Origin of the sequence: Cryobacterium cheniae (assembly GCF_004403395.1) — a bacterium.
Taxonomy (GTDB): Bacteria; Actinomycetota; Actinomycetes; order Actinomycetales; family Microbacteriaceae; genus Cryobacterium; species Cryobacterium cheniae.
On record NZ_SOGN01000016.1, the window covers coordinates 130,253 to 136,934 of the forward strand.

The 6,682-nt window shown below is 57.4% G+C and carries 5 protein-coding genes; 3 read left to right on the top strand and 2 right to left on the bottom strand.

Translation table 11 applies throughout. The features are described from left to right. Nucleotides 1-54 precede the first annotated feature (54 nt). Complete coding sequence (locus E3T23_RS02860) at nucleotides 55-786, bottom strand: hypothetical protein (RefSeq protein ID WP_134368892.1); 732 nt, start codon at nucleotides 784-786, stop codon at nucleotides 55-57. Next, on the bottom strand, nucleotides 779-1,618 hold the full coding sequence (locus tag E3T23_RS02865) for a hypothetical protein (RefSeq protein ID WP_134368893.1): 840 nt from the start codon (nucleotides 1,616-1,618) through the stop codon (nucleotides 779-781). Before E3T23_RS02865 ends, E3T23_RS02860 begins: the two co-directional genes overlap by 8 nt. A gap of 769 nt (nucleotides 1,619-2,387) precedes the next feature. On the opposite strand from E3T23_RS02865, the gene E3T23_RS15950 reads away from it, so the two are divergent. The 3 genes from E3T23_RS15950 to E3T23_RS02880 all read left to right on the top strand — a co-directional run bounded on the left by E3T23_RS15950 (nucleotide 2,388) and on the right by E3T23_RS02880 (nucleotide 6,336). Next, nucleotides 2,388-2,690, top strand: coding sequence for an HNH endonuclease (locus tag E3T23_RS15950; protein ID WP_166806176.1), 303 nt, complete (start codon nucleotides 2,388-2,390; stop codon nucleotides 2,688-2,690). A 527-nt stretch (nucleotides 2,691-3,217) separates the two neighbouring features. After that, nucleotides 3,218-4,156 (top strand): abortive infection family protein, encoded by a 939-nt coding sequence (locus tag E3T23_RS02875; RefSeq protein ID WP_255570617.1) that lies wholly within the window; start codon nucleotides 3,218-3,220, stop codon nucleotides 4,154-4,156. A gap of 458 nt (nucleotides 4,157-4,614) precedes the next feature. Next, nucleotides 4,615-6,336 carry an AIPR family protein gene (locus E3T23_RS02880; RefSeq protein WP_134368896.1) on the top strand — a complete coding sequence of 574 codons (1,722 nt, stop codon included), beginning with the start codon at nucleotides 4,615-4,617 and terminating at the stop codon, nucleotides 6,334-6,336. The last annotated feature ends 346 nt before the right edge of the window (nucleotides 6,337-6,682 follow it).

Sequence of the window (6,682 nt, forward strand, 5' to 3'; positions counted from 1 at the left end):
ATGTCGAGAATGAGCCGATGTTGCCACAAGGCTGAAATCGTTGAGCAAGCCAGCTCACGCGTCGGATGGACTCGCGTCGGTGGGCTCGTGCGGAAGATCCACGACGAGTCCGTTGGGTCCGTACCAACGGACCTCTCCCGAGGTGAAGCTCACCTTGCCCATCAGGCGGGAGCTGAAGTGCCACTCGGTGAGGTCGGGCTCGTTGCACCCCTCGTCGGGCTTGAAACCCCAGGGGCGGAGCTCTTCGCGGCGCGAATCCGGCGCGGAGAAATGCCGCGGCATCGGGTAATCTCCGCTGACGGCGCACAGGGATCGCCGTACGTACTCGACGTAGTTCAATAAGTCGCTGGCATCGCGCCGTCGCAGGTCCTCCGAGCGCTCAGGTTGCGCAGACTGGTTGAAGCGGACCATCCATGTCAGCGCATCCCATCGCTCGCGCAGTTCTGTCTGGAGAGCGTGTGCTTGACTGGAGCCCGCTTGTAGCAGCGTCGAGGCCCGCACGTTCCGTTCCAGATGAACGTCAGCTGTCGCCGGGACTCGCACGAAGTTCGCCGAGCGGTCGCGGTTGTCTCGGCTGATCGTGGTGAAGTTCGCGAGTGCCGCAATCAAATGATCAGCTGCGAAGGAACGCCGCCGATTCTCATCGACGCGCTGGGCTTCCTGCCGCTCTGTCGCGGCCAGTTTGGTCTCGTGGTTCAAGACCTTCGCCGTTTGCCGGGAGCCCACCCAAGCGGACAGAACACCGCCAACGATCGCGCCCAGGAATGCCGCCAGCAGTTCAGTCATGCTGAACAATCACCCCGGGTACCGAATCCGGTTGGGGCATGGCGATGTCGGACCAGTCGATCAGGTCTCGGTGTGTGTCCAAGTCTCGCTGGATTGCGTATTCGATATTGAAACGAAGACTCAGCGTCTCAGTGTCGTGAACCATCGCTTTGATTTCGGAACTCGTTTCGAAGTATGACCGGAGAAGCTCATGTGATTTTTCAAACTCGGTTGGCCACCGGCCGCCAAGATGCTGTTCGACAAGCCGACCGATGTACCCGGGGTTCGAGACCACCGTCACGTCCGCGCCCGTAATCCTCATGACGCTGCGCGTGACGATCCCACGAACCGTCAATCGCGAACGGTTGGCAATGCTAGATACTGCGCTGTCCGGAATCTTCCATTGCTTCCGCCGAGAGGAGCGAGATTTCCAAGACTTGCCCGACACTCGAACAGAAGCGCGCAGTTTTCTCACATGACCAGGTGACACTCTCCCCGGTTCGAAAAGGGTCCAGAGGTCGAAGAGCATGGAGACTCCGTCATACGGTTCAAGCCTCACCTCAGATTTTTCAATGTATTTACGATCGCCATAGTTGCGCAATGAGAAAATGCGGGGAGTGGCATGATGCACCACGCGACGTCGAAAGGCTCCGCGCCTCTCGCCTTTCCATTCAAAGCCGATTTCCAAGACCGTGACGGGCGAGCGGCCTTTGTTCTCGACGATTATCTCGGCGAGTTCCATCACAGCTGCCGGATCTGGCGCAGGCCGCCGCTCTGTGAACTTTTTTGACGGGATCGGCCAGATCCCGGAGGTAATAGTTTGAACCGGACCCCACGAAGCGTCGAGCAGCACAGCGTTCAGCTTGACCCTAGCGCGGCCGCCATCCAGGTATCGAGTTAGAAATAAGGCTGCGATCGAGAACACGGACAAGCTAAGCGCAATCCAAGCCGTTGGATCTGTTGGGCCGGCGCCTCCTGAGGTTGCCGGTTCAGTTATCTCAAGGAGGTGTATGGTCGTCAACTTATCGCAACAGGAAGGACGATCGGAGCAGGTGGGACGGCTCCCGGGACATCCCAGCTGTTCTATGGCGGCGGCAGTCGGTGACGCGTGGTGCATGAATCGCGGGATGGCCTCTGATGACTCCCGTGCCGTGGCGCCGGGTGCGCATCTTCATTGCATTACCCATGGCGGTCTCTGACCGCCCATGCTTCGCCACCATGCGCAACGAACTCTATATTTCTGATAGGCATACTCCATGCCCCGTTCCCGCGTCAGAACTCTCCACACAACGGACTGCCGAGGATGCGGTGCACCGTTCCCGCATCACAGCCGGAGCAAGGCTTACTGTTCTACTTCGTGCAGAGCCCTCTATATTTACGCGCAGTCCAAGCGTTGCCTTGGTTGCAAAGCCGATGAGTCACAGCTTGTCGTCTACACCTCCATCCAGGTCAAGCTTGACGAAGAAGAACGTGCGTTGGACTTCGCTGCCGCGCATCTGGCATGCCGTCGAAAGATGGTGGACGAATTGGGCCCACCCCGAATATGCGACTGCAAATTCTGCACGACTGAGGCCGGTTTGCCCCCTGCCATATCGCCGTACTCCAAAAGTAGCCCGAGCAAAATGACGCGATCTGGCAATTACAGAAAGCTTGGGCCTGCGGTTTATGAGCGGGATGGTTGGACGTGCCAGATCTGCTTTCTCCGCATCCTGCCTGACGTTCATCCGTCCGATGACCTATACCCAAACCTTGACCACATAGTGGGTGTTGAGGACGGCGGAGACGACTCCATTGACAACCTCCGGGCAACCCACCGTTGGTGCAATATCATGCGACACGGCTCACCGTATATGAGCGACGACAACACCATCGGGGGCATCGCGATAGCCAGATTCTCGAACAGACTCGACACCCTTTTGGACTGATTACCAGTTTGTGGAATGACGACACGGGTGGTGCACCATCTTCGGTGGACCTTGCAGCCCACGTCCGCCGGCAGGTGGATACGTCGTGGCTCGTCATGCGGTGCGGAGCCGAAGCCAAGTTGCCGAAGCCCAGATGACGATGACCAGTTTAGATGTTTATCCGTAACGCAATGTGGTGGAATTCAGGTTCAATGTGTAGCTCGCGGAGCTTCTGAGACGGCCCCGTCGGCGTCGGCCTGCGGGACAGAGTGCCGCAGTGAGCAAGCGCTGACCTAACGCGTCGCATGTATAGGAGAGCGCATTCCGTCAGTCGTCTCGTCACTGCCGGCGATAGGGAAGCACTGGACGACATCGCAGAGGAGCTGCGGTCTGCATCCCGGCTCATGAATTGCGCGGCCGCAGCCGGTGAGAAGGCACAACCAAACTGCTGCCTACTCGACTTTGATTGTTTCCGCGTTTTCGCTCCCGGCCGTGTCGGCCCGCTGCTAATTCGTTCAAACCACGACTTGACCAATACCATCTGTCGTATGGCAGCGCCTCGGCATCGGATCTCCTCTGCAACCCGTCGAAAGATGACTGATTCGATCGCGCTGTCCAAGGTGCCGTGGGCCGGCCATTTGGACGAGCCTGACTTTCTCGCCCGTATCTACGATCTCCAGAAGATGCCAAGCACGGACGAGAGGTACTCGAACGCCTTCGACGACATCTATCAGCACCAGGTCAGGAACTATGACTGGGGCGACGGCTGGGTCTTCACGGACGCGCGGTTCAATCTCCTGCATGCCGACGATGACGAGTTCCTCAGGTTGCTCGCAGAGATGCTTCATCCCATTGTTCGACCCGACGAAGCGGAGGTGGCCGAACTCCTCGCCGCCTTCAATGAGATATTGCGGGTTGACGGGTTCGCGCTGTTTGCGAAGGACTGGATCAGCGGGCATGCCGTGTACGGCTGGCGACGAAATGACGCTTTTCACGGTTCCTCACCCGAGCTTCGGCTTCACGAGCGTCCTCTGACTGACCCAGTTGTGCTTCAGGAGCATCTCACCCGTATTCGAGACGGGCTCGTTGCTGATCCCGCTGCCACGATCTCTTCCTGCAAGAGCCTGTTGGAGAGCCTGTTCAAGATTGTCTTGGACCAGAGTTTTATCGACTACCCACGGGCTGATGACGTTCCGCAGCTGTACAGAAAGGTCGCCGACCTTCTCTCCTTGAGCGCGGAGTCGGTTCCAGCTTCCGCCCGCGGGAGCGAGGCATCGCAGAAGATCTTGCGCACTCTTGTGACCACGGTTGGAACGCTTGCCGAGCTGCGCAATGAGCTCGGCATTGATCACGGCAAGTCTGAGCGAAGCGCTGCCTTGGCTCGCCATGCCAGGTTGGCGCTCAATGCCACCGTCACCGTCGCCGAATTCATTCTTGATACTTGGCAGGAACGACTCGACTCAGGCCAGTTGAGTGGTCCCGCTTGACAGAACCAACTGCAGGGATCGCCAGGAGCGACATCGATGGTGTGTTGGGAGGCTCCGTCCGGTTTGGACGCGCCAACCGAAACAAGATATGAGTCGCTCAATCAGTGCCTGAAGTATCGTGAGTTCGATCCGGCGATTCGAATTCTTGCGGTGATCGCTCCCTTCTACGCTTCGGGCGACTGGTCCTCCGAGCTGTGCGGCGCCTCATACTCAGTCGTCATGACATCGTGGTCTGACTCGCATGTCGATCTGTCGACGTGTCGCGTGGTCGCAGCGCCTGGACTTCGCGACGCTGTGGCTGCGTTATCCTCACAACTGAGGGTCGAGTTATTCTGCGAATATGGCTGTTTCTGGGTCGAGCGTGGCGCTTGTGTGAAGAGTGTCTGAGTAAAACGATCGCGTAGGGCGGCCTCCAAGACGAGTTCGTCAGTTAGCGTTATTGGCAGAGAGGGCTGCGCATGGGGGCGAACGATGTTGTTTTGCTGGAGGACATGGTCGAACGATCACGCCGGGAGACCGAGGGCTTCAATTCTGCTGAGCAGGAGGCGTACTTTGTTTCGTGGCATTACCTAACCAAGTATCGGCCCAGTCATGACGATGTCCTGTCCGGGATCGTTGACGGAACTCGCGATGGTGGCGTGGATGCAATTCATCTGTTCGCTAACGGGTACTACGTCCGCGACGGCGTGAATGTCGGTGCACTGGGCAGAAATCCTCAGCTGGATCTGGTGATAATCCAAGTGAAGAATACGCGCGGGTTCGGGGAGAACGCGGTCGACAAATTGATCGTTCATCTGCCCAAACTCCTGGATTTTGCTCGGGACGACATCGCCTTGGCAAAGCAGTTCAATCCGCGGCTCATAGAGATCACGCGTCGTTTCCTGGACACCTATCGCGCAATGGATATGCCAAGGCTTCGCATCTTCGTGGCGTTTGCGGCTCTAAAGGCGGAGCAAATTCATGAAAATGTTGAGCTAAAAGCGAACCAACTTGAAGCTACGTTGAAGGCGTCCTTCGGGAATTGTGACCCCTCTGTTGATCTCCTTGATGCAGCGAGTATGGCTAATCTCGCTCGGGAGAAACCGCCGGTAACTGTGGAGCTGACGTTGGCAGAAAACCCAATTTCCACTGATATGTCCGGTGGTTATGTTGGGCTAGTCAAGCTCTACGATTACCAGAAATTCATTACGGATGAAACTGGGAAGCTCGACGCGTCGCTCTTCGATGCAAATGTGCGCGACTACGACAGTGATTCCGGCGTGAACATGAGTATCCAAGAGACCTTGAGTACTCAGGACACAGATGTCGACTTCTGGTGGCTAAACAACGGCGTAACCATCGTGGCCGATCGAGTGCAGCCCGCGGGGAAACTACTGCACCTCGACTCGCCGCAGATCGTGAACGGGCTTCAAACATCGCACGAAATCTATAAGCAAGGCTCGTCGCACGAGTATTCGGAAGATCGTGGCGTGTTGGTCAAGATCATTCAAGCGGACGACGACCTTGTCAAGGATCGGATAATTCGCGCAACGAACAGCCAGACCATTCTTGGCTTGAGCTCGTTACGCGCGACTGATCGCGTGCAACGGGAGATCGAGGAATTCCTAAAAGCTAAAGGGCTTTACTATGAGCGACGCAAGAACTACTACCGAAATCGTCAGATCCCGCTGAAAGACCTCGTTTCGATTGATCAGATGGGGCAAGCCGTTCTCGCGACCCTTGTTCAGGCGCCGCATGTTTCTCGGGGTGAAGTCTCTCGGATCTTCAAAGATGAGATTTATGACGTGGTCTTTGGCGGCTCTAACCCGATAGGGGCCTACTACGCTTCGATCGCGATCGTACGAGAGTGTGAAAAGTTCCTGCGTGGAAACCGGGACACGCACGATCAGGTAGATGACTACGTCTTCCACCTCTCCATGGCGGCCAGCATCGCGATAACTCGGAAGCGAGAACCTAATGCGAAGGATCTCGCGTTGATTGATGAGGTGCCGTCGGGCGACCTTCTCGCGGACCTGATGGTACTCGTCAGGCAAGCCTTCGCAAGCTCCGCCAAGGAGACTCGAGAAGTATTGTTCGAGAAGCTCGCGAAGCACCCGCACGCCACTCAAGCGGTCTCCGACCAAATGGTGCGCTATCTGGCATCCTCACCTCGCCAGCGCGGCCCTGTCGTCGCGCGTTAGGTGGTTCCGAGCCAATGTCAAGGAACAAGCCGACGTAAGCACATTGGTGGCCTGAAGGTTCGCTGCGCCGGGCGCAACTGTTCCCGTTTCGGACAATTGTGGCCGGCGCGCCGGGCGCAATTGTCCGTTTCAGCAACAGTTGCGATCGCGAAGCTCGTTGATTCGAGCGAGTCGTAAGGGTCTTCCCTGGCTTGGCTTGGCCGGCTGAGTTGTTTTGTACTCGTGATGTGTTTTCGTGCGGTAATCCGGTGGAGTTCCGCTTCAACGTGTAGCCCGTAGTCCCGGCCGCAACTGTTCCCGTTTCGGACAAGTGTGGCCGGCGCACCGGCAACAGTTGCCCGTTCCG